Annotated in this window: 26 protein-coding genes; 18 read left to right on the top strand and 8 right to left on the bottom strand. The window is 65.7% G+C overall.

Translation table 11 applies throughout. The annotated features are described in order from the left end of the window. The first annotated feature begins 43 nt into the window (after positions 1 to 43). The 5 genes from ACE3OV_RS03390 (at position 44) to ACE3OV_RS03370 (ending at position 5,431) form a co-directional block, all read left to right on the top strand. Positions 44 to 1,087, top strand: coding sequence for a type IV pilus twitching motility protein PilT (locus ACE3OV_RS03390; protein WP_374325025.1), 1,044 nt, complete (start codon positions 44 to 46; stop codon positions 1,085 to 1,087). Positions 1,088 to 1,117: 30 nt separating this feature from the next. After that, on the top strand, positions 1,118 to 2,254 hold the full coding sequence (locus tag ACE3OV_RS03385) for a PilT/PilU family type 4a pilus ATPase (protein WP_374325023.1): 1,137 nt from the start codon (positions 1,118 to 1,120) through the stop codon (positions 2,252 to 2,254). 18 nt (positions 2,255 to 2,272) lie between these two features. Next, positions 2,273 to 2,971 (top strand): DUF4197 domain-containing protein, encoded by a 699-nt coding sequence (locus ACE3OV_RS03380; RefSeq protein ID WP_374325022.1) that lies wholly within the window; start codon positions 2,273 to 2,275, stop codon positions 2,969 to 2,971. A gap of 71 nt (positions 2,972 to 3,042) precedes the next feature. Further along, positions 3,043 to 3,360 (top strand): hypothetical protein, encoded by a 318-nt coding sequence (locus ACE3OV_RS03375; RefSeq protein WP_374325020.1) that lies wholly within the window; start codon positions 3,043 to 3,045, stop codon positions 3,358 to 3,360. 82 nt (positions 3,361 to 3,442) lie between these two features. Further along, positions 3,443 to 5,431 (top strand): UvrD-helicase domain-containing protein, encoded by a 1,989-nt coding sequence (locus tag ACE3OV_RS03370; RefSeq protein WP_374325017.1) that lies wholly within the window; start codon positions 3,443 to 3,445, stop codon positions 5,429 to 5,431. 72 nt (positions 5,432 to 5,503) lie between these two features. On the opposite strand, the gene ACE3OV_RS03365 is transcribed toward ACE3OV_RS03370, so the two are convergent. Next, positions 5,504 to 5,962, bottom strand: coding sequence for a cytochrome c5 family protein (locus ACE3OV_RS03365; protein WP_374325015.1), 459 nt, complete (start codon positions 5,960 to 5,962; stop codon positions 5,504 to 5,506). 254 nt (positions 5,963 to 6,216) lie between these two features. Here ACE3OV_RS03365 and pncC point away from each other — a divergent pair, with 254 nt between their 5' ends. Continuing rightward, the gene (pncC, locus tag ACE3OV_RS03360; protein WP_374325013.1) at positions 6,217 to 6,717 is read left to right on the top strand and encodes a nicotinamide-nucleotide amidase; all 501 of its coding nucleotides are present in this window, start codon (positions 6,217 to 6,219) and stop codon (positions 6,715 to 6,717) included. 1 nt (position 6,718) lies between these two features. Here pncC and ACE3OV_RS03355 read toward each other — a convergent pair whose 3' ends face one another. The 3 genes from ACE3OV_RS03355 to ubiB form a co-directional block, all read right to left on the bottom strand. Continuing rightward, a complete protein-coding gene (locus ACE3OV_RS03355; RefSeq protein ID WP_374325011.1) occupies positions 6,719 to 7,162 on the bottom strand; it encodes a DUF302 domain-containing protein in 444 nt (147 codons plus the stop codon). A 67-nt stretch (positions 7,163 to 7,229) separates the two neighbouring features. Then, on the bottom strand, positions 7,230 to 10,511 hold the full coding sequence (locus tag ACE3OV_RS03350; RefSeq protein WP_374325008.1) for an SNF2-related protein: 3,282 nt from the start codon (positions 10,509 to 10,511) through the stop codon (positions 7,230 to 7,232). Further along, positions 10,511 to 12,037, bottom strand: a complete 1,527-nt coding sequence (gene ubiB, locus ACE3OV_RS03345) for a ubiquinone biosynthesis regulatory protein kinase UbiB (protein WP_374325005.1) — start codon at positions 12,035 to 12,037, stop codon at positions 10,511 to 10,513. Before ubiB ends, ACE3OV_RS03350 begins: the two co-directional genes overlap by 1 nt. A gap of 177 nt (positions 12,038 to 12,214) precedes the next feature. On the opposite strand from ubiB, the gene ACE3OV_RS03340 reads away from it, so the two are divergent. Genes ACE3OV_RS03340 through ACE3OV_RS03315 form a run of 6 tightly spaced genes read left to right on the top strand, consistent with a single transcriptional unit; the run spans position 12,215 to position 18,098 of the window. Next, the gene (locus ACE3OV_RS03340; protein WP_374325002.1) at positions 12,215 to 13,717 is read left to right on the top strand and encodes a diguanylate cyclase; all 1,503 of its coding nucleotides are present in this window, start codon (positions 12,215 to 12,217) and stop codon (positions 13,715 to 13,717) included. Further along, on the top strand, positions 13,710 to 14,249 hold the full coding sequence (locus ACE3OV_RS03335; RefSeq protein ID WP_374325000.1) for a DNA-deoxyinosine glycosylase: 540 nt from the start codon (positions 13,710 to 13,712) through the stop codon (positions 14,247 to 14,249). The genes ACE3OV_RS03340 and ACE3OV_RS03335 overlap by 8 nt, the downstream gene beginning before the upstream one ends. A gap of 33 nt (positions 14,250 to 14,282) precedes the next feature. Next, positions 14,283 to 16,046, top strand: a complete 1,764-nt coding sequence (argS, locus tag ACE3OV_RS03330; RefSeq protein WP_374324998.1) for an arginine--tRNA ligase — start codon at positions 14,283 to 14,285, stop codon at positions 16,044 to 16,046. A 9-nt stretch (positions 16,047 to 16,055) separates the two neighbouring features. Further along, the gene (locus tag ACE3OV_RS03325; RefSeq protein WP_374324997.1) at positions 16,056 to 16,670 is read left to right on the top strand and encodes an SPOR domain-containing protein; all 615 of its coding nucleotides are present in this window, start codon (positions 16,056 to 16,058) and stop codon (positions 16,668 to 16,670) included. A 12-nt stretch (positions 16,671 to 16,682) separates the two neighbouring features. Beyond that, positions 16,683 to 17,327, top strand: coding sequence for a thiol:disulfide interchange protein DsbA/DsbL (locus ACE3OV_RS03320; protein ID WP_374324995.1), 645 nt, complete (start codon positions 16,683 to 16,685; stop codon positions 17,325 to 17,327). Beyond that, a complete protein-coding gene (locus ACE3OV_RS03315; RefSeq protein WP_374324993.1) occupies positions 17,328 to 18,098 on the top strand; it encodes an SDR family oxidoreductase in 771 nt (256 codons plus the stop codon). It abuts the gene before it with no gap. 9 nt (positions 18,099 to 18,107) lie between these two features. Here the strand turns inward: ACE3OV_RS03315 and ACE3OV_RS03310 are convergent, their stop codons facing one another. Continuing rightward, positions 18,108 to 18,308 (bottom strand): hypothetical protein, encoded by a 201-nt coding sequence (locus ACE3OV_RS03310; RefSeq protein ID WP_374324991.1) that lies wholly within the window; start codon positions 18,306 to 18,308, stop codon positions 18,108 to 18,110. A 98-nt stretch (positions 18,309 to 18,406) separates the two neighbouring features. On the opposite strand from ACE3OV_RS03310, the gene thiS reads away from it, so the two are divergent. The 6 genes from thiS to ACE3OV_RS03280 all read left to right on the top strand — a co-directional run bounded on the left by thiS (position 18,407) and on the right by ACE3OV_RS03280 (position 21,883). Then, the gene (gene thiS / locus ACE3OV_RS03305; protein ID WP_374324989.1) at positions 18,407 to 18,610 is read left to right on the top strand and encodes a sulfur carrier protein ThiS; all 204 of its coding nucleotides are present in this window, start codon (positions 18,407 to 18,409) and stop codon (positions 18,608 to 18,610) included. Positions 18,611 to 18,623: 13 nt separating this feature from the next. After that, positions 18,624 to 19,406, top strand: a complete 783-nt coding sequence (locus ACE3OV_RS03300; RefSeq protein WP_374324987.1) for a thiazole synthase — start codon at positions 18,624 to 18,626, stop codon at positions 19,404 to 19,406. Continuing rightward, positions 19,403 to 20,188 (top strand): tRNA (guanosine(46)-N7)-methyltransferase TrmB, encoded by a 786-nt coding sequence (gene trmB / locus ACE3OV_RS03295; protein WP_374324985.1) that lies wholly within the window; start codon positions 19,403 to 19,405, stop codon positions 20,186 to 20,188. Before ACE3OV_RS03300 ends, trmB begins: the two co-directional genes overlap by 4 nt. 1 nt (position 20,189) lies before the next feature. Beyond that, entirely contained in the window at positions 20,190 to 21,152 is a 963-nt protein-coding gene (locus ACE3OV_RS03290) for a recombination-associated protein RdgC (RefSeq protein ID WP_374324983.1), read from the top strand. Next, entirely contained in the window at positions 21,149 to 21,535 is a 387-nt protein-coding gene (locus ACE3OV_RS03285; protein ID WP_374326224.1) for a YchJ family protein, read from the top strand. Before ACE3OV_RS03290 ends, ACE3OV_RS03285 begins: the two co-directional genes overlap by 4 nt. 111 nt (positions 21,536 to 21,646) lie before the next feature. Continuing rightward, positions 21,647 to 21,883 carry a toxin-antitoxin system HicB family antitoxin gene (locus ACE3OV_RS03280; RefSeq protein ID WP_374324981.1) on the top strand — a complete coding sequence of 79 codons (237 nt, stop codon included), beginning with the start codon at positions 21,647 to 21,649 and terminating at the stop codon, positions 21,881 to 21,883. Between the two features lie 25 nt (positions 21,884 to 21,908). On the opposite strand, the gene ACE3OV_RS03275 is transcribed toward ACE3OV_RS03280, so the two are convergent. Genes ACE3OV_RS03275 through ACE3OV_RS03265 form a run of 3 tightly spaced genes read right to left on the bottom strand, consistent with a single transcriptional unit; the run spans position 21,909 to position 25,045 of the window. Then, complete coding sequence (locus ACE3OV_RS03275) at positions 21,909 to 23,063, bottom strand: iron-containing alcohol dehydrogenase (RefSeq protein ID WP_374324980.1); 1,155 nt, start codon at positions 23,061 to 23,063, stop codon at positions 21,909 to 21,911. A 57-nt stretch (positions 23,064 to 23,120) separates the two neighbouring features. Beyond that, positions 23,121 to 24,119, bottom strand: coding sequence for an LLM class flavin-dependent oxidoreductase (locus tag ACE3OV_RS03270; RefSeq protein WP_374324978.1), 999 nt, complete (start codon positions 24,117 to 24,119; stop codon positions 23,121 to 23,123). Further along, positions 24,116 to 25,045 (bottom strand): DMT family transporter, encoded by a 930-nt coding sequence (locus ACE3OV_RS03265; RefSeq protein ID WP_374324976.1) that lies wholly within the window; start codon positions 25,043 to 25,045, stop codon positions 24,116 to 24,118. The genes ACE3OV_RS03270 and ACE3OV_RS03265 overlap by 4 nt, the downstream gene beginning before the upstream one ends. Between the last annotated feature and the right edge of the window lie 38 nt (positions 25,046 to 25,083).

Genomic DNA, 25,083 nt, shown 5'->3' with positions numbered 1-25,083 from the left:
ATTTTTGTCACCTCAGTATACACGGGCTCCGAGGACCGATCGCATGGACATCACCGAACTGCTGGCCTTCAGCGTCAAGAACAAGGCTTCCGACCTGCACCTCTCGTCCGGCTTGCCGCCGATGATCCGCGTCCACGGCGACGTCCGGCGCATCAACCTGCCGCCGATGGAGCACAAAGACGTGCACGGTATGGTGTACGACATCATGAACGACGCCCAGCGCAAGGTTTACGAGGAAACGCTGGAGTGCGACTTTTCGTTCGAGATTCCCAACCTGGCCCGTTTCCGGGTCAATGCCTTCAACCAGCAGCGCGGTGCGGCGGCGGTCTTCCGGACCATTCCGAGCAAGGTGCTGTCGCTTGAGGAACTGAACTGTCCGCGCATCTTCAAGGACATCGCCGAGTATCCGCGTGGCATCGTGCTGGTCACCGGACCGACCGGTTCCGGCAAGTCGACGACGCTGGCGGCGATGGTGAACCACGTCAATGAAAACGATTACGCGCACATCCTGACCATCGAGGACCCGATCGAATTCGTTCACGAGTCGAAGAAGTGCCTGATCAACCAGCGCGAAGTCGGGCCGCAGACACTGTCCTTCTCGAACGCGCTGCGCTCGGCGCTGCGCGAAGATCCGGACGTCATCCTGGTCGGCGAAATGCGCGACCTGGAAACCATCCGCCTGGCGCTGACCGCGGCCGAAACCGGCCACCTGGTGTTCGGCACGCTGCATACCTCGTCGGCGGCGAAGACGATTGACCGTATCGTCGACGTCTTCCCGGCCGACGAAAAGGAAATGGTCCGTGCCATGCTCTCCGAATCCTTGCGCGCGGTGATCGCCCAGACGCTGCTCAAGACCAAGGACGGTCAGGGCCGCGTCGCGGCGCACGAAATCATGATCGGCACGCCGGCGATCCGCAACCTGATCCGCGAGAACAAGGTGGCGCAGATGTACTCGGCGATCCAGACCGGCCAGGCACTGGGCATGCAGACGCTGGACCAGTGTCTGATCGACCTGGTGCGGCGCAATGTCGTTTCGAGCAGCGAGGCACGCGTGCGTGCCGCCAACAAGGAAGCCTTTCCGGCCTGAGGGGCGGAAGGACGCAATTAAGGGGAATACATGGAACGCGATCAGGCGATGAAATTCATGCACGATCTTCTGCGTTTGATGACGCAGAAGCGTGGCTCCGACCTATTCATCACCGCCGGCTTCCCGCCGGCGATCAAGATAGACGGCAAGATCACACCAGTGTCCAACCAGGTGCTGACTTCACAGCACACGGCGGAACTGGCGCGGGCGATCATGAACGACCGTCAGGCGGCGGAGTTTGAATCGACGCGCGAATGCAACTTCGCCATCTCGCCGACCGGCATCGGCCGCTTCCGGGTCAACGCGCTGGTCCAGCAGGGACGCGTCGCCGTCGTCTGCCGGACCATCAACATGACCATCCCGAGCCTTGACGAGCTGGGCTTGCCTGCAGTGCTCAAGGATCTGGCGATGACCAAGCGCGGCCTGATCATCTTCGTCGGTGGTACCGGTACCGGCAAGACGACTTCGCTGGCGGCGCTGGTCGATTACCGCAACGAAAACAGCTACGGTCACATCATCACGATCGAGGATCCGATCGAATACGTGCACGAGCACAAGAACTGCATCGTCACGCAGCGCGAAGTCGGTGTCGATACCGATGACTGGGGACCGGCGCTGAAGAACACCCTGCGTCAGGCACCGGATGTCATCCTGATGGGCGAAATCCGCGACCGCAACACCATGGACTACGCCATCGCCTTCGCCGAAACCGGCCACCTCGCGCTGGCGACGCTGCACGCCAACAGCACCAACCAGGCGATCGACCGGATCATCAACTTCTTCCCCGAAGAGCGGCGCCAGCAATTGCTGATGGACATGTCGCTGAACATCCGGGCGATGGTCTCGCAGCGCCTGCTGCCCAAGAGGGATGGCAAGGGGCGGGTGGCGGCAGTCGAAATCATGCTCAACTCGCCACTGATTTCCGACCTGATCTTCCGCGGTGAAGTCCAGGAGATCAAGGAAATTATGAAGAAGTCGCGCGAACTGGGCATGCAGACCTTCGACCAGGCGCTGTTCGATCTCTACGACGGCGGCAAGATCACCTACGAAGACGCGTTGCGCAACGCCGATTCGCTGAACGACCTGCGCCTGCAGATCAAGCTCAACGGCAAGGACTCCAAGGACCGTGACCTGACCAAGGGCATCGGCCATCTCGACATCGTCTGATCACCGAGGACGCACATCATGAACCACATTGCGAACCGCTGGCTGGCGCCGATCCTGGCGCTGTTCCTGGCTTTTGCTGCGCTGCCGGCGCAAGCCGGGGCGCTCGACGGCATCTCCAATGCCGATGCCGGTTCCGGGGTGCGTGAAGCGCTGGCCAAGGGCGCCGAGTTCGCCGTGTCGTCGCTGGGGCAGCAGAATGGCTTCCTCGGCAACAAGAAGGTCAAGATTCCGTTGCCAGGCTATCTCGATGACGCCGAATCGGCCTTGCGCATGTTTGGCATGGGCAAGCAGGCCGATCAGCTGGTCGAGACGATGAATCATGCGGCGGAGAATGCCGTTGCCGAAGCCCTGCCCATCCTCTCCGACGCCATCCGCCGGATGACGCTGCAGGACGCCAAGGCCATCCTGACCGGTGGTGACGACAGCGTCACCCAGTACTTCCGGCGCTCCACCAGCGACCAGCTGGTGACCCGCTTCCAGCCGATCGTCAAGGCGGCGACCAGCAAGCTGCAACTGGCCGAGCAGTACAACAACTTCGCCGGCAAGGCCGCCAATTTCGGCCTGATCGACAAGAAGGATGCGGACATCGACAGCTATGTCACGCACAAGGCGATGGACGGGCTGTTCCTGGTGATCGCCGAAGAAGAACGCAAGCTGCGCGCCAACCCGCTTGGCGCCGGCAGCGCTATCCTGAAGAAGGTGTTTGGCGCGCTGTAATGTCGTGCTGATTTGCCGCCGGCATTAAAGTTTTTTGCTGGCGTGCCGTAGATCGGGTCAGGAGCCCGATCATGAAGATGTCACGCCTGCCCTCGACCACGCAGCAAGCCTCGCCGGAAGCGGCGGAGCGGGCTGCGCTCGCCCAGGCCGGGACGGTACGGCGGGTCGAGCCGATGGAAGGCGTGGTCAACGAGCGCGAGCGCTCGCAGCAGCAGGACATGGCCGAAGTCGATCCGCGTGCGGTCGGTCCTTATCAGGGCGTTGAGCGACGCCGTCAGCAGGCGGACCAGCTTGCCCGACGCTTGGTTGGCATGGGTTCGGATGCCATGCAACTGCTGCGCTTCGATACGCGTGCCCGGCGCCCGGGCAAGATCGACGAGAAGGCCTGAGGGCGGCGCCTCCGGCATGGGGTAAAATGCGCGGCCGCAGCGGCGCCTCGCTTGCCGCGATTTTCCCTGGTTCCTGTACAGCATGTCCGGCCTCAATCCCCAGCAACGCGAAGCGATCTACTATCTCGACGGTCCCCTGCTCGTCCTGGCCGGTGCCGGCTCAGGCAAGACCCGCGTGATCACGCAGAAGATCGCCTACTTGGTTCAGGATTGCGGCTTCCAGCCGCGCAACATCGCTGCCATAACCTTCACCAACAAGGCAGCGAAGGAAATGCAGGAGCGCGTCGGCAAGCTGCTTTCCGCGTCGGTGGCCAACGAGCTGCAGATTTCGACCTTCCACTCGCTCGGCGTGCGCATCCTGCGTGAGGAAGCGAAGGCGCTCGGTTACAAGCCGCGCTTTTCGATTTTCGATTCGGCCGACTGCGCCGGCATCATTGGCGACTGCGCGAAGACCGTGGACAAGGCGAGCTTGCGTCGTCTGCAGTCGATCATCTCGAACTGGAAGAACGCGCTGGTCACGCCGGAGGCCGCCCGCCACCTGGCGGCCAACGAACACGAGGCGCTCGCTGCTGCTGCCTACCTGAGTTACGAGGCGACACTGAAGGCCTACCAGGCGGTCGATTTCGACGACCTGATCGGCTTGCCGGTGAAGCTGTTCAGCGAACATCCGCAGATCGCCGAGAAGTGGCAGAACCGCCTGCGCTACCTGCTGGTCGATGAATACCAGGACACCAACGCCTGCCAGTACCAGGTGCTCAAGCTGCTGACCGGGATCCGCGCCCAGTTCACGGCGGTGGGCGACGACGACCAGGCAATCTACGGCTGGCGCGGCGCCGACATCGACAACCTGAAGAAGCTGCCGGCAGAATTCCCGGCGCTCAAGGTGATCAAGCTCGAGCAGAACTACCGCTCGACGGTGCGCATCCTGAAGGCCGCCAACAACGTCATCGCCCACAACGAGAAGCTGTTCGACAAGACCTTGTGGTCGGAGCTGGGCCATGGCGACCCGATCCACGTCACCGCCTGCAAGGACAACGAGGCCGAAGCTGAAAGCGTGGTCATGAAGCTGCAGGCGCACCGTTTCGAGCATCGCGGCAAGTTCCGCGACTACGCCATCCTGTACCGCTCCAACCATCAGGCGCGCCTGCTCGAAACCCAGTTGCGCAATCAGAAAATCCCCTACCTGCTGTCCGGCGGCCAGTCCTTCTTCGACAAGGCCGAGATCAAGGACATCATCAGTTATCTGCGCCTGCTCGCCAACGAGGATGACGACCCCGCCTTCATCCGCGCCGCCACCACGCCGCGCCGCGGGATCGGTGCCGCTACCCTGCAGGCGCTCGGCACCTATGCCGGCGAGCGCCACGTCTCCCTCTTCCATGCCGCGTTCGAAGAGGGCTTTGTCCAGCGCGTGCAGGCTCGCCAGATAGAGCCGCTGCTCGAGTTCTGTCATTTCATCAACCGCATGCAGGCGCGGGCGACGCGCGAGCCGGCGCAGCAGGTGCTGCCCGATCTGCTCAAGGCGATCGATTACGAGGCTTACCTTTACGACAGCGAGGAACAGCGCACGGCGCAGACGCGCTGGGCCAATGTCGGCGAGTTTGCCGACTGGATCAACCGCAAGGGCGAGGAAGACGGCAAGACCTTGATCGACATGGTGCAGAGCATCGCCCTGATCAACATGCTCGACAAGCAGAACAGCGACGAGATCGACGCCGTCCAGCTATCGACGCTGCATGCGGCGAAAGGGCTGGAGTACAAGCATGTCTTCCTGGTCGGCGTCGAGGAAGGCATCCTGCCCCACCGCGAATCCCTCGATCCGGCCAAACTGCAGGAGGAGCGGCGGCTGATGTACGTTGGCATCACCCGCGCCCAGCGCTCGCTGCACATCAGTTATTGCGAGAAGCGCAAGCAGGCGCGTGAGCTGATTCCCTGCGAGCCGTCACGCTTCATCGCCGAGATGGGCCAGGACGATGTCCGCTTCAGCGGCGGCAAGCAGGCGGCGCCGCCGGACAAGGCGACCGGCAGTGCGCGCCTTGACGCGCTGAAGGCGATGCTTGCCGGCAAGCGCTGAGCGCGCCGCGGACATCGCGGTCAACGGAAAAGGGAGGCCGCAGCCTCCCTTGCAGGACTTCTTGCGTTGGTCTTACTTGACCTTGCCCAGGATGTAGTCGAGCGCGCCCTTGATTTCGTCGTCGGACAGCGCCGATGCGCCACCCTTCGGCGGCATTGCATTCTTGCCCTTGAGCACCGAGGTGAGCAGTGCATCGTTGCCGGTCGCCAGGCGCGGCGCCCAAGCGGCCTTGTCGTCGATCTTCGGCGCGCCGGCGGCGCCAGTGTTGTGGCAGGCGCCGCAGACGGTGTTGTATACCGTCGGGCCATCCTTCGGCGCGGCGCCTTCGGCCGGGGCGGCGTCGGCCTTGGCCAGCGCGAAACCGGCAACCGGCTGGATGCGTACTTCAGCCTCGTCGGCACCGGCGCTGGCGCCAGCATCCGCTGCAGACTTGTAGGAGCGGTCGGTTAGCGGATAAATGATAGCAATCAGAATGGCGGCGACGATGATCGACACCCACATGGTGCGCTTGGAGAAATTTTGTTCGGCCATGCTCAAGACCCCGTTTGTAAAATGGACTAAATGTCCAATTATAGCGATTCGCGTATCATTGGGCCAAAAAAAACCCCCGCCGATGGGCGGGGGGGAAGTGTCTCGAACGGGGGAATTCGAGAGGAGGGGTTCAATGCCCTTGCAGTTTATGACGATGACAGCTAGCGGTCTGTCGCTCTTTCGTGCCTCTTGTGTAACCAATTGTGGCGTCGGCAGCCGTGCCTTGATCCGGCGCTGCTGACGTGGACTGCGACATGAACGATCTTGAATGGCTGGCCGAGCGGCTTGGTGGCGTGCTGAGCGGGCGTGGCGAATGGCTGGCCTGTGCCGAATCCTGTACGGGCGGCTGGGTTGCCCAGTCGATAACGGCGATCGCCGGCAGTTCGGGCTGGTTCGACCGCGGTTTTGTCACTTATTCCAACGCCGCCAAGGTCGAGATGCTGGGCGTGCCCGAAGCGACGCTGGCCCGTCACGGCGCGGTGTCGGAAGCGGTGGCGCGGGCGATGGCGCAGGGGGCGCTGGCGCATAGCCGGGCTGACTGGACGCTGGCGATCACCGGCATTGCCGGTCCCGGCGGTGGCTCGCCGGAGAAACCGGTGGGTACCGTCTGTTTCGCCTGGGCTGGCCGGGAAGCTGGCTGTCTGGCGCAGACCCGGGTGTTTTCCGGGGAGCGGGCGGCGGTGCGCGAGCAGTCGGTCAGGCATGCCCTGGCCGGCCTGCTCGACCTCCTTGCGGGCGCCGACTGTCAGGCCTGAGTCAGTGCAGGGCTTCGGCGACGATGTCGGCGAGCATTTTTTCGATGGCGGCGGCCGATTGGCCGGCCTGTCTGCGGTAACCGACCCAGGTGGTCGCCGGTTGTCCGGCCAGCGTGTAGATGGCGATGGAGAACGGGCAATTGACGATGTCGTGCGGATTGGTTTCCATCATCTGGCGTGACAGCGCTGCCGAACAGAATTCGAGGATCTCCGCCTTCTCGTAAATGCGCCGCGATGTGCCAAGATCGCTGCCGGTGCGGTCGAGCATGTCACTGATGTGGCTGCTTGCGTTGATCACCAGACCACGGTTCTCGATCGCCGTGACAACCGCGTCGCGGGTGTCGGCGAAACTGCCTTGCACGGCTTCGCTGGCCCGCCAGTCGTCGGCGGCGGCGAGAAGCGGAGCGCAGAGCAGCAGGAGGGCGCTGAGAGCGATGCGCGGCATGGAGTTCTCCCTTGTCATGACGGTGGCCGATTGTAAGGGTAGCCGGCCGCTGCCGGATAGGGGGCGCTCAGCCGGGGAGTGGTTCGAACAGGGCGGCGAGATCGTCGTCGCCGAACTTGATGTCGACCTGGCGGTCCTCGGAGAGGATGCCGGCGGCGAGTTCGGCCTTGCGTTCCTGCAGGGCGAGGATCTTTTCCTCGATGCTGCCGCTGACGATCAGCTTGTAGACGAAGACCGGCTTGTCCTGGCCGAGGCGGTGCGCGCGGTCGGTGGCCTGGTTCTCGACCGCCGGGTTCCACCACGGGTCGTAGTGGATCACGGTATCGGCGGCGGTCAGGTTGAGGCCGACGCCGCCGGCCTTCAGGCTGATCAGGAAGATCGGTGCGCCACCTTCCTGGAAGCGGCGGATCGGCGTTTCGCGGTCGACCGTCTCGCCGGTCAGCTTGACGTAGGCGAGGCCGGCGGCCTGCAGTTCCTGCTCGATCAGCGCCAGCATGCTGGTGAATTGCGAGAAGACCAGGATGTGGCGGTTCTCGTCGACCAGTTCGGGGAGCATCGCCATCAGCAAGTCGAGCTTGGCCCGTTCGCTGACCTTGCGTGCCGAGCCGGCTTTCACCAGTCGCGGGTCGCAGCAGACCTGCCTGAGCTTGAGCAGTGCGTCGAGGATGACGATCTGGCTGCGCGCGAAGCCGCGCTGGGCGATCTCGTCGCGCACCTTGGCGTCCATCGCGGCGCGTACCGTCTCGTAAAGGTCGCGCTGGCCGCCTTCGAGTTCGACGCTGCGGACGATGATCGTCTTCGGCGGCAATTCCTGAGCGACATCCTCCTTCTTGCGGCGCAGGATGAAGGGGCGGATGCGGCGGGCCAGCAGGTCGCGGCGGTCGATGTCGCCCTGCTTTTCAATCGGCGTCCGCCAGTGACGGGTGAATTGCTTGTTGCTGCCGAGGAAGCCGGGGAGCAGGAAGTCGAACTGGCTCCACAGTTCGCCGAGGTGGTTTTCCAGCGGCGTGCCGGTCAGGCACAGGCGGTGCCGCGCGTCGATCTTGCGCACCGCCTCGGCGCTGCGGCTCTGCGCGTTCTTCACCGTCTGCGCCTCGTCGAGGATGAGCAGGTGGTAGCGGTGGCGCATCAACTCGTCGGCGTCGCGCCAGAGCAGCGGGTAGGTGGTGAGGACGACGTCGTGCTCGGCGATCTCGGCGAAGCGCTGCTTGCGCTCCGGGCCGTGCAGCGACAGGACGCGCAGGTCGGGGGCGAAGCGCGCCGCTTCGCTCTTCCAGTTGAAGATCAGCGAGGTCGGCAGGATCACCAGCGCCGGCCGGTCGAGGCGACCGCCTTCCTTTTCCAGCAGCAGGTGGGCCAGCGTCTGCGCCGTCTTGCCGAGGCCCATGTCGTCGGCCAGGATGCCGCACAGCTTTTGTTCACGCAGGAACTGCAGCCAGGCCAGGCCTTCCTTCTGGTAGGGGCGCAGTTCGAGGCGCAGACCCTGCGGCGGCGCGATGTCGATGATGCCCTGCGCCGCCTGCAGGCGTTCGGCCAGCGCCAGGACGTCGTTCTGGCCGCGGAATTCCCAGCGGCTGGTGTCGGTCAGTTCGGCCAGGCGCGGTGCGTCGAAGCGCGACAGGCGCAGCGTCGGGCCGCCGCCGAAGCCGTCGAAAAGATCGATCAGCGTCATCGCCAGCGGCTTGATGCGGCCGGCCGGGACGCGCAGGCGCTTGCCGGCCGGGGTCAGCAGTTCGATGCCCTCGTCGTCGGGAATGCGCGCCAGTTCGAAACCCTCCAGCCAGCGCGGGTCGCGGCGAAAGAGCGTGGCCAGCAACGGGGCCAGCGGCAGGCGTTCGCCTTCGACGAGGATGCCCATGTCGAGGTCGAACCAGCCGTCGTCGGTCTCGATCAGTTCGGCGTCCCAGGCGTCGACTTCGACGACATGGTGGCGGAAATCCTCGGGGAACTCGACCTGCCAGCCGCATTCGCGCAACTGCGGGACGCTGCGCTGCATGAAGTCATACCAGGCCGCTTCTTCGTCCAGGCCGTAGATGCTCTCCGGCGGGCTGCCGAAGGTGTTCAGCGTATTGGCCGGAATCTTCTGCAAGCCGCTGTCGGCGAGGCAGGCCAGGGCCTTCTTCTCCTCGTCGGGGCGGCGCCTGACGCGTACCGTTTCACCTTCCGGCAAGGTGACGAATTCGTTCTCGTGCTGCGGCTTGAGGTCGGCGTCGCCGTAGCGGAACAGGACATGGGCGACGTCGAAGAGGCCGCCGCCGAAACTGTAGGCGTATTTGCGCCAGGGTCGGTGGCCGTGCGTGCGCAGGGTTTCCAGTTGCAGCACCGGTTGCGGCGGGCTGTCGATCTGGCGCAGGCGGGCGCTCGCGTCTTCGGCCGGCAGCGGCAGCTCCGGCGCCAGTTCGGAGAGGGCGTCGGCGACCAGCGCCGCCTCCTTGGCCGACAGTGGCGGCAGCGAGAACAGTCGGCCGATCACCGCCGGGTTGCCGGTGACGCTCAGCGGTCCGGCTTCGCCTTCGGTGAGGTCGACGTACCAGGGCGGATCGACGGCGATCACCAGTTCGGTCGGCGGTTCCGACTTGAAATAGGGGCGCTGCAGGCCCTGGCCATCGATCTGCCAGCCGACGCTGGCCGCTCGCGCGGCGCCGGCGTGCAGCGGCAGGCCGAGATCGAGCGCCGGATAGAGGCGGTTCGTTGCCGCCATTCGTTCCAGGATTTCGGCGCCGTGTTTCGGTCCCAGGCCGTAGGCGCGCAGGCCGCTGTCGTGGCCGCGCTCGGCCCAGATCAGGCGCAGGATGCCGAGATCCTCTTCGCTGACGAACTGCGGCGGGGTGACCAGGGCGCGGTCGACCTTCCACCATTCCTCGGCGTTTTCCGGGTACTTGCCCTTGCGCAGTTCGATGCCGAAGCGGCGCCGGTCGGGCGACCATTTCAGGATGTAGTAGAGCTGCTGGCGGGCGCTCGCCGGCCGTGCCTTCTTCTTGGCGACGGCGATTGAGGCGCGGCGCAGGTCCTCGACCCAGGACAGGACGCTGCCGCTGACCCTTTCCTTCGGGTTGCGCTGTTCGATGGCCTTGAGCAGGACGGCGGCAACGTGCTTGCAGTTGCGCCCGACCGGGCAGGTGCAGCGGGCGATCAGCCGTCCGCTGCCGGTGTCCGGGGCGATCAGCGCCTCGACCCGGTAAGGCTGGCGCGCCGAACCGGGAACCACGGCGCGCATCTCGCCGTCGTCGATTTCCAGGTCGCGCACCAGGTCCACGTAGGGGCGGCCCTTGGCAATCTCGGCCTCGCCCAGCCAGTCGACGATGTCGTCCTCGGTGAAGCTGTCGGCGAGGTCGGCGGCGTTCTGCATCACAAGCTCAGGTACTGGCTGCCGAGCAGGGCGGCGAGCAGCAGGGCGATCAGCGTCAGCAACAGGTTCTGTCGGCGCTGCGCGGTAATCAGGCGCTCCAGTTGCGGCTGCGGGTCGGCGTGGCGCGGCGCCGCCAACGCCTGGTGCACGAGGCGCGGCAGTTGCGGCAGCGTGCGCGCCAGCTGCGGTGCTTCCTGCTTGAAGCTTTTCAGCAGGCCACGCCAGCCGATCTGCTCACTCATCCAGCGTTCGAGGAAGGGCTTGGCGGTCTTCCACAGGTCGAGGTCGGGGTCGAGCTGGCGGCCGAGGCCTTCGATGTTGAGCAGGGTCTTCTGCAGCATCACCAGTTGCGGCTGGATTTCGACGTTGAAGCGGCGCGAGGTCTGGAACAGGCGCAGCAGCACCTTGCCGAAGGAGATGTCGCGCAGTGGCCGGTCGAAGATCGGTTCGCAGACGGCACGGATCGCTGCTTCGAACTCGTCGACCCGGGTGTCGCGCGGCGCCCAGCCGGACTCGATGTGGGTTTCGGCGACGCGCTTGTAATCGCGGCGGAAGAAGGCGAGGAAGTTTTGCGCCAGGTAGTTCTTGTCGGTGTCGGTCAGCGTGCCGACGATGCCGAAATCGAGCGCAATGTAGCGGCCGTCGGCGGCGACGAAGATGTTGCCGGGGTGCATGTCGGCGTGGAAGAAACCGTCGCGGAAGACCTGGGTGAAGAAGATTTCGACGCCGGCTTCGGATAGTTTCTTCATGTCGATGCCGTCGGCGACCAGGCGCGCGGTCTGCGAGATCGGCGTGCCGTGCATGCGCTCCATGACCATCACCGTCGAGGTGCAGAAATCCCAGTAAACCTCGGGCACCAGCAACAGCTTCGAATCGGTGAAGTTGCGCCGCAGTTGCGAGGCGTTGGCCGCTTCGCGCATGAGGTCGAGTTCGTCGCGCAGGTACTTGGCGAATTCGGCGACGACTTCCCGCGGCTTCAGGCGTTTGCCGTCGGCCCAGAGCTTTTCCAGCAGCATGGCGCCGCTGTCCATCAGCGCCAGATCGTGCTCGATCACCGACAGCATGTTCGGACGCAGGATCTTGACCGCCACTTCGTGGCCGCCGTCGCGCTCGTGCAACCTGGCGAAATGCACCTGGGCGATCGACGCCGAGGCCACCGGCACCGGGTCGAATTCGGCGAAAACCTCGCTCGCCGGCCGGCCGTAAGCCTTCTCGACTTCGGCCAGGGCAAGCGCCGAAGCAAAGGGCGGTACCCGGTCCTGCAGCTTGGCCAGTTCGTCGGCGATGTCGGCCGGCATCAGGTCGCGGCGGGTGGACAACACCTGACCGAACTTGACGAAGATCGGCCCCAGTGTCTCCAGCGCCAGGCGCAGGCGTTCGGCGCGCGGCGCCGACAGGTTGCGCCAGAACTGCAGCGCGTTGGCCAGACGGACGAGACGGCCCGACGGCTCGTGCTCGAGCACCATTTCGTCAAGGCCGAAACGGCTGGCTACGGCAGCGATCTTGAGCAGGCGGAAAAGGCGCATCGGCAGTGCGGGCCAGATTGGTCAAACGGGCATGTTAACACGGCATCGCGGCTTGCGTTGTGCACTGCGGCGGGAAAAGCGAATCGCCGTCGACAGCCGGCCCGCTTCAGCTACACTTGTCGGACAAGACAGGTTGCCTGGTACAACCGCAACGCAGTTCCCCCTCTGGAAGTCGTCATGGCCGATGCACGCAGCAATCCCTCCGAAATCGCCCGCGAAGCCCTGAAGCGACTGGCGGAGCGTCGTGTCGCGCCGACCCCGGCCAACTACCAGGCCTGCTATTTCGAAATTGCCCGCTTGCCCAACGTCCTGCCGTTTCCGGAGCCGGCGCTGCGCCAGTTGGCTGGCGCCCTGTGTCCCCGCGGCGATGCCCAGGCGGCGCAGCTGACGCGGCTCGATGCGGCGATTGCCGGACGCAGCTGGCAGGGCGTGCAAGAGGCCCTGCTCGGCTACATCGCCGCCGGCCAGGCGAGTGCTGGCGCGGCGACTCTGCCGCACGAAGTGGCGCTGCTCCTGTTGCGGGTTTTCGAACCGCTGTTTGCTGCCTTCGGCAAGGAGGACCGGCGCTTTTCCCAGGTTGCCGACGAATTGCTTGCCGTGCTGCGGCTTGCTCCCTGCGACTTGAAACGCTTCGAGCAGGTGGCGCGGCGCCTCGTCGACATGCTGCCTTGCGTCGTCGAGGAAGAGGTCGAGATCCGCGAGTCGCTGCTCAAGCTGCTGCACATGATCATCGAAAACATCGGCGAACTCGGCATTGACGATGCCTGGTTCAAGGGGCAGATCGACGGGCTGCTCGCCGCCGTGGCGCCGCCCTTGACCTTGCGTCACCTCGACGAGATGGAGCGGCGTCTGCGCGACGTCATGGACAAACAGGCGCAGGCGCGGGCCCGCTCGCTCGAGGCGCAGCAGGAAATGCGCGAGATGCTGGCCGCCTTCATCGAACGTCTGGGCGGCATTAACCGCAGCAGCGAGGTTTTCCAGGCGCGGATCGAAAACAGCGCGCGGCAGATCGAAGCGGTCAGGCGAATCGAGGACCTGGCGCCCCTGCTGGCCGACGTCGTCGCCGCGACGCACGCGATGGCCGATGAAACGGCCGGCTCGCGCGAACAGTTGCGCGCCCTGCAGGAGCGCGTGCTGGCGACCGAGGCGGAACTGGTGCAACTGCACCGCGAACTCGATAACGCCAGCCTGCTGGCCCGCCACGATCCTCTGACCGAAGCGCTCAACCGCAAGGGGCTGGACGAGGCGCTCGAGCGCGAGATCGGCGCGGTGCGCCGGCGCAACACACCGCTCTCGCTGAGCATGCTCGACATCGACAACTTCAAGCGCCTCAACGACCAGCTCGGCCACGAAGCCGGCGACAAGGCGCTGATCCACCTGGTCAACCTGGCGCGCCGCAGCATGCGGCCGAGCGACACCCTGGCCCGTTATGGCGGCGAGGAGTTCGTCATCCTGATGCCGGATACCACGCAGGCTCAGGGGGTCGAAGCGATGACCCGGCTGCAGCGCGAGCTGACCAAGGCTTTTTTCCTGGCCGACGGGCAGAAGGTGTTGATCACTTTCAGCGCCGGCGTCGTTGAACTGCGCGAGGGCGAAAGCGGTCACGATGCGGTGTGTCGCGCCGACAAGGCAATGTACCTGGCCAAGCGCGCCGGCAAGAACCGCGTGGTCGGTGCCTGAAACGGGCGGCGTGGACGAGGTCGCCAGCTTTCCGCCGGCGGCGGCGGCCGATGCCCGCTTGCTGATCCTCGGCAGCATGCCCGGCGTCGCCTCGCTGCGGGCCGGTTGCTACTACGCCCATCCGCGCAATGCCTTCTGGCCGATCATGGGCGAACTGCTCGGCTTTTCGCCCGAGCTGCCCTATGCGGCGCGCCTTATTGCCCTGCAGGGCGCCGGCATTGCCTTGTGGGACGTCATCGCCGCTTGCCGGCGGCGCGGCAGCCTGGACGCCGACATCGTCGGCAGCAGCGTGCGGGCCAATGACTTTGCCGGTTTCTTCGCTGCCCATCCGGCGATTCGCCGCGTCTGCTTCAACGGCGCCGCCGCCGAGCAGGCCTTTCGCCGTCACGTCCTGCCCGGCATCGCTGGCGACGGCCTGCAACTGTGCCGGCTGCCGTCGACCAGTCCGGCCCACGCCGGGCTCTCCCGCGCCGACAAGCTGGCCGCCTGGTCGGCAATCCTCGACCTGCCGCAGGCGGCGGGCAGCGTATAATCCCGCCTTTACATTTTTTACCGCCAAAGCTCAATGGCCCAAGATGTCAAGAACCAGCTGACCGCCCTGTTGCAACAGGCCCTGGCCAGCGTCGCCCCGACCGCCACCGCCACGCCGATTCACCTCGAACGCCCGCGCGACCCGACGCACGGCGATTTCGCCACCAACCTGGCGATGTTGCTGGCCAAGGCGTTGAAGAAGAATCCGCGCGAGATCGCCCAGCAACTGGTCAACGAACTGCCGCCGTCGGCGCTGGTCACCGCCGCCGAAGTCGCCGGTGCCGGCTTCATCAATTTCCGCCTCGATGCCGGCAGCAAGACCGACGTGGTCAAGGCCGTGCTCGCCGAACAGGAAAACTTCGGCCGCTCCACCGCCGGTGGCTGGCAGAAGGTGCAGGTCGAGTTCGTCTCGGCCAACCCGACCGGCCCGCTGCACGTCGGCCACGGCCGCGGCGCCGCCTACGGCGCCTCGCTGTCCAGCCTGCTGACCTTCGCCGGCTGGGACGTCACCCGCGAGTACTACGTCAATGACGCCGGCCGGCAGATGGACATCCTCGGCCTGTCGACCTGGCTGCGCTACCTCGAACAACACGACGTGCTCGTGCCCTTCCCGCCCAACGCCTACCAGGGCGGCTACGTGCGCGACATGGCGACGCAGTTGAAGAACGCCCACGGCGACAAGTACGTGCGTGCCGCCGACGCGCTGCTCGCCGGCACCCCGGGCCTGCCCGAAGCCGGCCGCGCCGACGACGAAGCGAAGCAGCAGCGCGAACTGCATCTCGATGCGCTGATCGCCCGCGCCAAGGAACTGCTCGGCGGCGACTGGCACTACGTGCACCAGCATGCGCTCAACGAACAGCTCGAAGACTGCCGCGACGACCTCAAGGAATTCGGCGTCGAATTCGACGTCTGGTTCTCCGAGAAGGCGCTCTACGACACCGGCCTGGTCGCCCGCTGCGTCGACCTGCTGGAGAAGAAGGGCCACCTCTACCTGCAGAACGGCGCCCGCTGGTTCCGCTCGACCGCCTTCGGCGACGAGAAGGACCGCGTCGTCCAGCGCGAAAACGGCCTGTACACCTACTTCGCCTCCGACATCGCCTACCACCTGAACAAGTTCGAGCGCGGCTTCGACAAGGTCATCAACATCTGGGGCGCCGACCACCACGGCTACATCCCGCGCGTCACCGGCGCGATCAAGGCGCTCGACCTCGACAGCGACAAGCTGCAGGTGGCGCTGGTGCAGTTCGCCGTGCTCTACCGCAATGGCCAGAAGGCGTCGATGTCTACCCGTTCCGGCGAATTCGTCACCCTGCGCGAGCTGCGCGGCGAAGTCGGCAACGACGCCTGCCGCTTCTTCTACGCGCTGCGCAAATCCGACCAGCACCTCGATTTCGACCTCGACCTGGCCAAGAGCCAGACCAACGAGAACCCGGTGTACTACATCCAGTACGCCCACGCCCGCGTCTGCTCGGTGCTCAACCAGTGGAGCGGCGATCTCGCCGCGCTCGCCGACGCCGACCTGTCGTTGCTGGCCAACCCGCGCGAACTGGCGATCGCCAACCAGCTCGGCCAGTTCCGCGAAGTGATCGAAAGCGCGGCGCGCGACCTGGCGCCGCACATGATTGCCTTCTACCTCAAGGACCTGGCCGGTGAGTTCCACGGCTGGTACAACGCCGAGCGCATGCTGGTCGACGATGCCGCCCTGCGCGACGCCCGCGTCGCCCTGGCTGCTGCCGTGCGTCAGGTGATCCGCAACGGTCTCGCCATCCTCGGCGTCAGCTGCCCCGAATCGATGTAAGGAATGGCCATGAGTCGCGACATGAAATCCTCGAAGCGCCCGCCGGCAAAGAAAAAGTCGGGCGGCGGCACGCTGGTCGGCATGTTCATCGGGCTGGTGCTCGGTGTCTGCATTGCCGCCGGCATCGTCTGGTACATCAACAAGGCCCCGCTACCGTTCAATGGCAATGTGCAGCAGCCGCAGCAGGAACGGCCGGTGCCCGAGCAGCCGCTGGCGCTGCCCGGCAAACCGGGTGACCCGGTGCAGGAAAAGCGCTTCCAGTTCTACGACATCCTGCCCGGCAAGGCCGAGGTCGAACCGGAAAAGGCCGAGCCGCCGGCACCCCGGGTCGAGCCAGAGAAAGAAGCGGCCAAGGTCGCTGACAAGGAACCCGGCAAGGAGCCCGGCAGGGAATCCAAAGTGCCGCTGTTCCTCCAGGCCGGCTCGTTCAGCACCGCCCAGGATGCCGACAACCAGAAGGCCAAGCTGGCTTTCATGGGCATCGAATCGGCCGTCCAGCAGGTGATGATTGAAGAACGGACGCTGTACCGGGTGCGTATCGGACCCTATTTCAAGCTCGATGAATTGAACAAAGTTCGTGCCGAACTTGCCAAATCCGGGGTTGAAGCCCAGTTATCCAAGTAAAGGAGTTTTTGCATGGCCATTGATCGCCGCCGTTTTGTCTCCGCCGCGCTTGTTGTCGGCGCCTCGCTGTCGGTTCCGGTGGCAGGGATTGCCCAGACCGCCGGGCGCGAATTCATGGTGCTCAATCCGGCGCAGCTGACCGAAAATCCGGCGAAGATCGAAGTCCTCGAGTTCTTCAGCTACGGCTGCCCGCACTGTGGGGATTTCAATCCCTTGCTGACGCAGTGGGCGGCAAAGCTGCCGGCCGACGTCGTCCTGCGCAAGGTGCCGGTCAGTTTCGGCCGCGCCGCCTGGGGCAATGCTGCCCGCCTGTTCTACGCGCTGGAAGTGACCGGTGACCTGAAGCGCCTGGAAGCCGATGTGTTCAAGGCGATCCACCAGCAGCGCACCAATCTCTTCGACGAGAAGACGATCCGCGAATGGGTGACGGCACGCGGTGTCGATGCCAAGAAATTCAACGATGCCTTCGCCTCGTTCGGTGTGCAGAGCAAGGTAAGGCGCGGTGACCAGATGGCGCAGGCACATCGCATCGAAGGCGTGCCGGCGCTGATCATCGATGGCCGCTTCCAGATTGCCACCCTGGGTTTCGAGCAGCAACTGGCAGTTGCCGACAAGCTGATCGAGCGGGTACGTGCGGAAAAAGCCGGCAAAAAGTAATTGACGCAGCGGGTATTCATCACGGGCGCCTCGTCGGGAATCGGCGAGGCGCTTGCCGTTTACTACGCCGCCCAAGGCGCTCGTCTTGGTCTGGCGGGACGGCGCGGCGCCGCGCTGGCGGCGCTGAATGAGCGCCTGGGCGGCGGCCACGCCTGCTATGTGCTCGACGTCACCGACGCGGCGGCGCTGGAGGCGGCGGCCAGTGATTTCGGCGGGCGTTTCGGGCCGCCGGACATCGTCATTGCCAGCGCCGGCGTCTCGGTCGGTACGCTGAGCGAATGCGTCGAAGACCTTGCCGTTTTCCGGCGCGTCATGGACATCAACGTCTATGGCATGGCGGCCACCTTCGCCGCCTTCATTCCGGCCATGCGCGCCGCCAGTGGCGAGCGCCGGCTGGTCGGCATTGCCTCGGTGGCCGGTATCCGCGGCCTGCCGGGGGCGGAAGCCTATTCGGCGTCAAAAGCGGCGACCATCGCCTACCTGGAAAGCCTGCGCCTGGAAATGCGGCCGGCCGGGATCAAGGTGGTGAGCATCGTGCCGGGCTACATCGCAACGCCGATGACGGCGATCAATCCCTACCGGATGCCTTTCCTGATGCCGGTAGACCGGGCGGCCGCCCGCTTTGCCAGGGTCATCGCCGCCGGTAAATCCTACGCGGTGATTCCCTGGCCGATGGGCATCGTCGCCAAGCTGCTGCGCCTGCTGCCCAACGGGCTCTACGACCGCCTGTTCGTCAATGCGCCACGCAAGCCGCGTGGTCTGGCGCAGTAGAGGTCTCGCTCAGTGCAGGCGGGGCGCCTGCAGCAGGATTTCGCTGGCTTCCTCGCAGATGCCGCTATGTTCGGTAAAGCAGCCGTGCAGCGGGCACTCCCGGCCGGGCGGGCAACCGTGTTCGCAAGCGCATTCGCTTTCGGTTTCGTCGGTCAGCACCATTTCGTGGATGGCTTCGCAGCGGGAAATCGGGGCGTCGAAAATGGACATGGCGTAAGCTCCTTTGTCATCTGATTTCAATATAGACAGTTTGTTGGCGCTTGCCCGCAAAATCGAAGCGTTTGCACGACTCTGCTAGAATGCCCGGCATGCCTGAACTCAAGATCAACGGCGAAATCCGCCAGTTCCCCGACCCGCTGACCGTTGCCGGCCTGATCGAGCAACTGGGCTACGCGGGCAAGCGCATCGCCGTCGAAAGAAACGGCGAAATCGTCCCGAAGAGCCAGCACGGCGAAACCTCGCTGGTCTCGGGCGACCAACTTGAAATCGTTGTCGCCGTCGGCGGCGGCTGAAAGGGAGAAAACCATGCATCAACTGACCATCGCCGGCAAGGCGTACCGTTCCCGTTTACTCGTCGGCACCGGCAAGTACAAGGATTTTGCCGAGACCCGCGCCGCCATCGACGCCTCCGGCGCCGAGATCGTCACCGTCGCCGTACGCCGCGTGAACATCGGCCAGGACGCCAGCCAGCCGAGCCTGCTCGACGCCGTGCCGCCCTCGCAATTCACCATCCTGCCCAATACCGCCGGCTGCTACACCGCCGACGACGCCGTGCGTACCCTGCGCCTGGCGCGTGAGCTGCTCGACGGCCATCCGCTGTGCAAGCTCGAAGTCCTCGGCGACCCGACCAACCTCTTCCCGAACATGCCGGAAACGCTGAAGGCGGCGGAAACCCTGGTCAAGGAAGGTTTCCAGGTGATGGTCTACTGCGCCGACGATCCCATCCAGTGCAAGATGCTCGAAGAGATCGGCTGCGTCGCGGTGATGCCGCTCGCCTCGCTGATCGGTTCCGGCATGGGCATCGTCAATCCGTGGAACCTGCGCCTGATCATCGACAACGCCAAGGTGCCGATCATCGTCGATGCCGGCGTCGGCACCGCGTCGGACGCGACCATCGCCATGGAACTCGGCTGCGACGGCGTGCTGATGAACACCGCCATCGCCCACGCGAAGAACCCGGTGCTGATGGCCAGCGCCATGAAGAAGGGCATCGAGGCCGGGCGCGAAGCTTTCCTCGCCGGTCGCATGCCGCGCAAGTACTACTCGGCCGACCCGTCGTCGCCGACCAGCGGACTGATCGGCTCGTGAGTGCTGGCGAGCTGATTCAGGGCGCCAGCGAGGGCGTCTACGAAGCCGGCCGCGAAGGTCACGGCCACATCAAGAGCTTTGTCCGCCGCGCCGGCCGCATGTCGGAAGCGCAGCAGCGTTACTACGAGACGATGCTGCCCAAGATCGGCATTCCCTACCAGCCGGAAAACATCGATCTGGCGACCGCCTTCGGCCGCCAGGCGCCGAAGATCCTGGAAATCGGCTGCGGCATGGGCGAAACCACGGCGCGCATCGCCGAGGCGCACCCGGAAAACGACTACTTCGGGCTGGAAGTGCATGTCCCCGGCGTCGGCGCGCTGTGCAAGCTGATCGCCGAGAAGAACCTCGCCAACCTGCGCATCGGCAACCACGATGCGGTCGAGGTGGTGCGCGACATGCTGGCCGAAGGCGTGCTCGACGGCATTCACATCTTCTTCCCCGATCCCTGGCACAAGACGCGGCACAAGAAGCGCCGGCTGATCCAGCCGCCCTTCGTCGCGCTGCTCGCCTCGCGCCTGAAGCCGGGCGGCTACATCCACTGCGCCACCGACTGGGAAAACTACGCGCTGCAGATGCTAGAAGTCCTCGGCGCTGAAGCCAGTCTGGAAAACAGCGTCGCCAACCCTTCTCCGGAAGCCCTGGCGGCCGCGCTGGAAGCCGATTCCGCCGCCGGTCTCGCCGGCTTCGCCCCGCGCCCGGACTACCGGCCGCTGACCAAATTCGAGAACCGCGGCCTGCGTCTGGGCCACGGCGTCTGGGATCTCGTATTCAGGAAACGCTGACATGTGGTTCAAGAACCTGCAGATCTACCGCCTGCCGACGCCGTGGGCGGTCGACCTGGCCAAGCTCGACGAGCAACTGGCGCGCGGTGAATTCACCCGCTGCCCGTCCAATCAGCCGATGTCGCGTGGCTGGGTGTCGCCGCGCAAGGACGGCGCGCTGATCTACGCCAACAACCGCCAGTGGCTGATCGCGCTCGCTGTCGAGCAGCGCCTGCTGCCGTCGTCGGTGGTCAATGAAACGGCGCAGGAACGTGCCGAGCAGATCACCGACCAACAGGGCTACCCGCCCGGCCGCAAGCAGATGAAGGAAATCAAGGAGCGTGTCACCGAGGAGCTGATGCCGCGCGCCTTCACCCGCAAGCGCTCGACCTTCGTCTGGATCGACCCGACCAATGGCTGGTTCGTGGTCGACGCTGGCAGCCCGGCCAAGGCCGAGGAAGTCATCGAACACCTGCGCCACTGCCTCGACGAGTTCCCGCTGAAGGCGCTGCACACGCAGTTTTCGCCGCAATCGGCGATGGCCGACTGGCTGGCCGGCGGCGATGCGCCGCCCGGATTCACCGTCGACCGCGATTGCGAGCTGAAGTCTGTGGCAGAGGAAAAGGCGGCGGTGCGCTACGTCCGCCATCCGCTGGGCGACGAAGTCGGCGCCGAGATCAAGTCCCACCTCGCCGCCGGCAAACTGCCGACGCGCCTGGCGCTGACCTGGGATGACCGAATCAGTTTCGTGCTCACCGAAAAGCTGGAAATCAAGCGCCTCGCCTTCCTTGACCTGCTCAAGGAAGAGGCCGAGAAAAGCGCCGAACACGCCGACGAGCAGTTCGACGCCGATTTCGCGCTGATGACCGGCGAACTGGTGCGCTTCCTGCCACAACTGATCGAAGCGCTCGGCGGCGAACAGGTCGAAGCCGACGCGCCCGCTGCGGCCCCGGCCGCCGCCGGCACGCCGCCGTGGGAAGCCTGAAGCCAGCCGACGCCTGTTCCTGCGGCAGCGGCAAGCCTTACGCCGCCTGCTGCGGGCCGCTGCACGCCGGCGAAAAACCGGCGCCGACGGCCGAGGCGCTGATGCGTTCGCGCTACGCCGCCTACGTCCTCAAGCTCGAAGACTACCTGCTGGCGACCTGGCACGCGTCGACGCGGCCGAGCGAACTCGACCTCGCCGCCGACGACAGTAAATGGCTGGGCCTGGAAGTGTGCGCTCACATCGTGCAGGACGAAACGCACGCGACGGTCGACTTCGTCGCCCGCTACCGTATCGCCGGGCGCGGCCACCGACTGCACGAACTGTCCCGCTTCGTCCGCGAGGACGGGCGCTGGTACTACGTGGACGGCGAGTTCAAAGCCTGAGGGCGCGCCGCACTACCAAATACGGTCGGCAAGCTCGCGCAGCGATATCATGCGGCTTGTTCCGGATACCGATTTGCCGGCCGCATGCCTTCTCCTGATGGAGGAAACACCATGAGCCAATTCGCCCTTCGCCTGCCCGATTCCCTGCACGAACGCGCCCGCCTGCTCGCTCAGCGCGACAACACCTCATTGAACCAGTTCATCGCGCTGGCCGTTGCGGAGAAAGTTTCTGCGCTGGAAACTGCCAGTTTCTTCAGCGAACGCGCAGCCCGGGGGAACCTGGACGAACTGCGCGCGATCCTCGACAAAGTGCCCGACATCACGCCGCAGCCGGGCGACGAGCGCTGAGCCCGTCCCGGCGCCCGGCGCCGTCTCAGTCGCAAGCCGCGCGCACGATCCTTTCCGTCTTCGCTTCGTCGATCCCGGCGTGGCCGCCGAGCGTCATCTTGCCGTGGGCGCGCAGGCCGGCGAGCACCCGGTCGGCGGCGTCGGCGTCGCTGATACCGGCGTCGCGCAAATGCAGCGGCATGTTGACGCTGCGGTAGAAGGTTTCCATGGCGGCGATGGCGTCTTCGGCGCTTGGTGCGTCGAGGCCGAAGACTTCTCGGCCGAATTGCTCCAGTTTCTCGCGCTTGTATTCGATCAGCTCGCGCAGCAGCGCCGGCTGGATGATGGCCAGCGTGCGGCCGTGGTCGATACCCCACAGCGCGGTCAGTTCGACGGCGATGCGGTGCGTCGCCCAGTCCTGCGGCACGCCGACGCCGATGACGCCGCACAGTGCCTGGTTGGCGGCCCACATCAGGTTTTGCTGCCACTCGGGTTCGGCGTGCCGGTCGAAGCTCGCGCCCAGCTTGACCAGCGCCTTCATCACCGCCTCGGCGTAGCCGTCCTGGACCAGCGCGCCGACCGGGTAGGTCAGGTATTGCTCGCAGACATGGACGAAGGCATCGACGATGCCGTTTTCCAGCTGGCGCAGCGGCAGGCTGGCCATCACCATCGGGTTGAGCACGGCGAAGCGCGGCCGCGCCGGCGGCACGAAGAAGGCGCGCTTGTCCTGCGTTGCGGTGTTGGTGACCACCGAGCCGGCGTTCGATTCCGAACCGGTGGCCGGCAGCGTCAGCACGACGCCGACCGGCAGCGCCTGCTGCGGTACATGCTTGCCGATGACGATGTCCCAGCCGTCGCCGTCGTAAAGCGCGGCGCAGGCAACGTACTTGGCGCCGTCGGACACCGAACCGCCGCCGACGCCGAGGATGAAGCCGATTTTTTCGCGTCTGACCAGATCGACCGCAAGGTCGAGCGTGGCCAGTGTCGGGTTGGCCTCGACGCCGCCGAACTCGACCAGGTCACGCCCCGCCAGCGCAGCGCGGATGCCGTCGTAGACGCCGTTCTTCTTGATCGAGCCGCCGCCATAGAGGAGCAGCACGCGCGCGTCGGCCGGCAGCAGCGTCGGCAACTGGGCGAAGCTGTCGGGGCCGAAAACGATGCGCGTTGGGTTGTGGTAATCGAATGCGAACAGGTGGCTCATGCTTGTCTCCATTTTTGTCGGGTCATTGCGGTCGACCGCAGGATAGGCGGAAAAATCTCAGGCGCAAGCGGTGGCGGCGATGTCGAGCGCGCGCAGGCGCAGCGCCGGGTCGAAGATGTCGCAGACCAGCATCAGCTCGTCGGCCTGCGTCGCCTGGCGCAGCGCGCCCAGTCCTTCGCGCACGCGGTCTGGCCCGCCGATCACGGCGGCGCCGAGGAAATCGCCGATGCCGGCCTTCTCCTGCATCGACAGCCCGGCGAGGAAGCCGGCCACGGGCGGCGGCAGCGGCCGGCGGTCGCCGCGCAGGATGCCGAGCACGCGCTGGAAGATGCCGGTGGCGAGGAAATCGGCCTCGTCGTCGCTTGCGGCGGCGACCAGCGGCACGCCGACGATCACGTAAGGCTGGGCCAGCGTCGCCGACGGCCGGAAGTTGCCGCGATAGACGGCCAGCGCCTGATGCAGCAGGGCCGGCGCGAAGTGCGACGCGAAGGCATAAGGCAGGCCGCGCTCGGCGGCCAGCCGAGCGGAAAACAGGCTGGAGCCGAGCAGCCAGATCGGCACTTCGGTGCCGGCGCCGGGCATGGCGACCAGCGGCTGGCCGGGCTGCGCCGGGGCGAGCAGGCGTTGCAGTTCGGCGACCTCGCGCGGGAAATCGTCCTCGCGCTCGATACGGTCGCGGCGCAGCGCGTGCATGGTCAGGCGGTCGGTGCCGGGGGCGCGGCCAAGGCCGAGGTCGATCCGCCCGGGATACAGTTCGGCGAGAGTGCCGAAAGCCTCGGCAACGACCAGCGGCGCGTGGTTGGGCAGCATGACGCCGCCGGACCCGACCCGGATCGTCGTGGTCGCGCCGGCCATGTGGCCGACCAGCACGGCGGTGGCCGAACTGGCGATGCCCGGCATGTTGTGGTGCTCGGCCAGCCAGTAGCGGGCAAAGCCGAGCTTTTCGGCGTGGCGGGCGGCGTCGGTGGCGATCTGCAGCGCTTCGGCAACGCTGCCGCCCTGGCGCACGGCAACCAGATCGAGCAGGGAGAGTTTCACCTCGGCGAGCGGGTTCATGCGCTTTCCTCCTGTAAACGTTGCTGGATGTCGGCCACCGCCGGGCGTCGGCTGGCCAGCCAGCCGAGCAGCGAGAGCAGCGCCAGGCCGCCGCCGATGAGCAGGATGCCGGCCACTTCAATGCTCTTGAACGCCTCGCCGAAGGTCAGCCGCGACGACAGGATGGCGACCACCGGCGTGCCCAGCACCGACAGGCTGGCTTCCCAGGCCGGCACGCGGTCGAGGATGTAGATCCACAGCCACCAGCAGAGCGCCGTGCTGAACACCGCCATGAAGCCGAGGATGCCGGCGTAGCTCCAGGTCCAGTCGGTCGGCCGTTCCGGCACGAGCAGCGCCAGGATGAGCAGCGGAATCGAGCCGAGCGCCATCTGCCACGCGGTCAATGTCAGCAAATCGACTGGCGTCTGGCCGCGCAGGCGTTTGACCAGAATGGTGCCGATCGCCCAGCAGATGGCGGCGACGATGCCGAGCGCCGGGCTCAACAGGCCGCCGTGCATCTCCCACGGTTCGATGATCAGCAGCAGGCCGATCAGCGTGCACGCGGCGGCGATCCACTGCGTGCCGCGCACCCGCTCGCCGAGAATCGGCCAGGCCAGCAGCAAGGTCCAGATCGGCATGGTGAAGATGAGCACCGCCGTCTTGCCCGGTCCGCCTTCGACCAGTGCCCAGGTCTGGAAGATCATGAAGCCGGCGACCTGGGTCAGCGCGATGCCCAGCGTCGCACCGGGGGCGGTCAGCGTCAGCTTGCGGCCGGTCAGGCGCAGCGCGATGAACAGCGCCACGGCGCTGCCGATGCAGCGCTCGGCGGCGAAGGCGAAGGGCGGCGAATATTCCAGCCCGTGCTTGGCCAGCACCCAGGTGTAGCCCCAGATCGAGGAAAGGACGATCAGCGCTAGGATCGGGCGCCAGCGGTCGGAAGCGTTCATTGTTTTCTCTGTAAAGCAGCCTGCCAGGCTTAACCAAA

Source organism: Azonexus sp., from assembly GCF_041909095.1.
GTDB lineage: Bacteria > Pseudomonadota > Gammaproteobacteria > Burkholderiales > Rhodocyclaceae > Azonexus.
The sequence above is the reverse complement of the archived record's forward strand: the minus strand, read 5'-3'. Positions and strand labels throughout refer to the sequence as shown.